Below are 2,731 nucleotides of genomic sequence, written 5' to 3'. Positions count from 1 at the left end.
AAAAGACAAAGAATACAACTTGTCTGACGGTAACGGTTTAAATCCACTAAGTTAGCGGTATTTATTATCGGTGATACTTTAACATTGGGCATGTCAATGAACAAAAGTAACGCACAAACCAAGCCACACTATTCTTTTATTGCACATTTGGCTTGATAGTTTTCATTTCACTACTTGTTGTAATAAGAAGGAAATACTTCTAGTTTGGTACTACCCGCCATAATCCACTTTCGCATGTATGAGACCTTTGCAGTAATATCTAAGCAGTCGATACTGTCGAGAATTCCAGCAGCGCTTTCAAAATCACCACGTCTACGGTAAATATCCGCTGCAAGCAATTTATCAACTGGCTTGTTAGTTTCTTGGGCTCTATCAATTAATATATTTTCAATTTCTAAGATATCATCACGGTAAAGCTCTATCAGCTTAAGTTGCTGGTTGTCTAGTTCGTCGCCTTTATTAGCCAACTGATTAAATTCATGCATAGCACTGGTAGCATAAGAAAGCTTCAATTCAGTACTTACAAAGTCCGACTTATATGCCGCAATCCAATCTTTTAGTTTCGGCCATTTTAATTCAGGTAATTGCAGATCAGTATCAACGACACATTCAGGTTCGTACCGCCAAAATTTTTGTCCCCTACTACTATCTTCATATACTTGTGTACCATCTACCAAACCTAAATTCTCTAGCGCGTTACAATCTTTGATAAGATAATCGCAGTTAGAACAAACTTTTGTTGCACCAATATCAAAACCGGAAATATAACCATCTGAGACATGTTCACTCCATATATCGTTGATGCTGGTAATTCGGGAATAGCGATGTACCGTTTTGCAGTTTGGGCAGGCTAGTTTAATTGGTTTTGCCATCATCATATTGAGAACATCCAAGTAAAAAATAAACGAGATCTCACGAAACACTATATTGAGTCAATGTCAGAATCCAATTTTATTAAGATTTATAATGTGGATCTTTTAACCAGCTAACTTGATCACAACCCAACTTAAACCTTTGACGTATCAACTCTCTACATCTAGCGTTGGCAATAATTTGTTTATCACCATATACCTTAAACAACTTACTATTTTGGCAATATAAAACCCGACCTCGGGCTATCTCTTGATATTCAGTTGCAATCAATTCTCGAAATTCGGGCAAATAAATGTAATTTAATTCCCATTCAACATCATGGCTAAATCCACTATCAAATACTCCAACACTGTCAGAACATAATTCACTAATGCTAACCGATTTAGCGATAATTGCTTGTTTATAAAACCAGAAAATACCGACTTCAGCGTGGTGATTTTTCATCTAAACATACCTATCCATTTACTATCTTATTAGCATACTCTCTTCTCTTTAATTTACAGCCCTTTAATCTAGGCTTATATTTGGCAAGAACAACCACTTGTATACTGTTAATTTGTGCATATCCAAAAATGTTTAAAATATTCTGTATTTAACCTCGCAGGGTGATGGTGACTTATTAAAAAACTTCAGTTATATTTCTACAGATAAATGCTCTAAACATTAAGGCAAACGGATGATTGCGAAATTAATTAGAATTCAAGCTTGCTTCATTATATTACTCACAACCCTCCTATATTCTGCATGTTCGCATAGCAGATTGTACCTAGTCGACTATAGCCAAATTCATTGTAATGACATCGATAAATGGATGAGTTCGATAAAACAAAAAATGCGAGAGGGTTATGACCAACAAGAGTATAAAAAAATTCGAAGAGCCGAAAGAGCGATAAAAACTCGACATCAACAGTGTTTGAAGAATCAGCGATTAAGTGATACTCCAACCACACCTCGTAAAGGCTCTAGAAATAGCCAAGTCCATCTTCGTCAACACGAGTTTTACCGACAGCATCATCAACCATATGTAAATATGAAAAAGCAAGGTTCGACAGATACTCAATACACAGCGAGTAATCAAATATACGGAAAAAGAAAAGCGAAAGCATGGGACGAGTATTTCCAGTTAGAGCCGAGATGCCGTCAACAGAAACAATCCAGATCAGATTTTGTTTATTGCGCACAATCAAAAAAACAACAAAGACGCCAATTTGAACTAATGTGGCAAAATATCCATAACAAATAAAGGCAAAGTGAGTGCCTTGTATTAATACCTGCTTAAAATGATTTTGAACAACCTCTGTATACTAAAATTGAAGTACTAGGTATTGGCTATGCGTTCACTCCACAAGCTTTTTTGGCTAAATTTCACTTAATCTCGGAAGTTTTCACAAATTTATTGTAAGCGTCGGTTAAACCACACCTTCACCTAATGTTTCACAAAAAGTAATCTTGGTTCTTCAGATTAAATTGGAGAAGCCAAATGCCAACAACAAAAGAAAACCAATGGTTGCAAATTATCAACGAGCAACAACAAAGCCAGCTTAGTATAGCCGAGTACTGCCGCCAACATGGCTTAAACCCACAATCGTTTTACGCGCGTAAGAGCACGTTGAAATTCCAAGGTAAACTTACCCAAACTGAAAGTCAGTTTATGCAGGTAGCAACCATACGCCAACAAAGCGTAATGCCTTCAATCCCATTAACGCTTGAAGTTGGCGATGTAAAATTACATTTAACTCACGACATCGACGTTAATCGACTTGCTGCGATTGTCAGAGCGGTACAAGCATGAAGATGTTTGTCGCTCCTGAACAAATATACCTATATCGGCCTGTGGTGGATTTCAGAAAATCCATCA

4 protein-coding genes are annotated in these 2,731 nt (G+C 36.7%); 2 read left to right on the top strand and 2 right to left on the bottom strand.

The genetic code is table 11. The features are described from left to right. Nucleotides 1–170: 170 nt before the first annotated feature. Together DS2_RS19160 and DS2_RS19155 are read right to left on the bottom strand one after the other, a co-directional pair. Nucleotides 171–878 (bottom strand): hypothetical protein, encoded by a 708-nt coding sequence (locus DS2_RS19160; protein ID WP_035016695.1) that lies wholly within the window; start codon nucleotides 876–878, stop codon nucleotides 171–173. Nucleotides 879–954: 76 nt separating this feature from the next. Further along, nucleotides 955–1,317: a hypothetical protein gene (locus DS2_RS19155; protein ID WP_035016694.1), complete on the bottom strand. Its 363-nt coding sequence runs from the start codon at nucleotides 1,315–1,317 to the stop codon at nucleotides 955–957. A 367-nt stretch (nucleotides 1,318–1,684) separates the two neighbouring features. Between DS2_RS19155 and DS2_RS19150 the strand changes: the two genes are divergently transcribed. Together DS2_RS19150 and tnpA are read left to right on the top strand one after the other, a co-directional pair. Next, on the top strand, nucleotides 1,685–2,116 hold the full coding sequence (locus DS2_RS19150) for a hypothetical protein (RefSeq protein ID WP_152537653.1): 432 nt from the start codon (nucleotides 1,685–1,687) through the stop codon (nucleotides 2,114–2,116). 237 nt (nucleotides 2,117–2,353) lie between these two features. Further along, nucleotides 2,354–2,665: an IS66 family insertion sequence element accessory protein TnpA gene (gene tnpA / locus DS2_RS19145; RefSeq protein WP_051480031.1), complete on the top strand. Its 312-nt coding sequence runs from the start codon at nucleotides 2,354–2,356 to the stop codon at nucleotides 2,663–2,665. Nucleotides 2,666–2,731 lie beyond the last annotated feature (66 nt).

Origin of the sequence: Catenovulum agarivorans DS-2, from assembly GCF_000568405.1 — a bacterium.
Lineage (GTDB): Bacteria > Pseudomonadota > Gammaproteobacteria > Enterobacterales > Alteromonadaceae > Catenovulum > Catenovulum agarivorans_A.
Note: the sequence above shows the minus strand (reverse complement) of the source record. Positions and strands in the feature narration are given on the sequence as shown.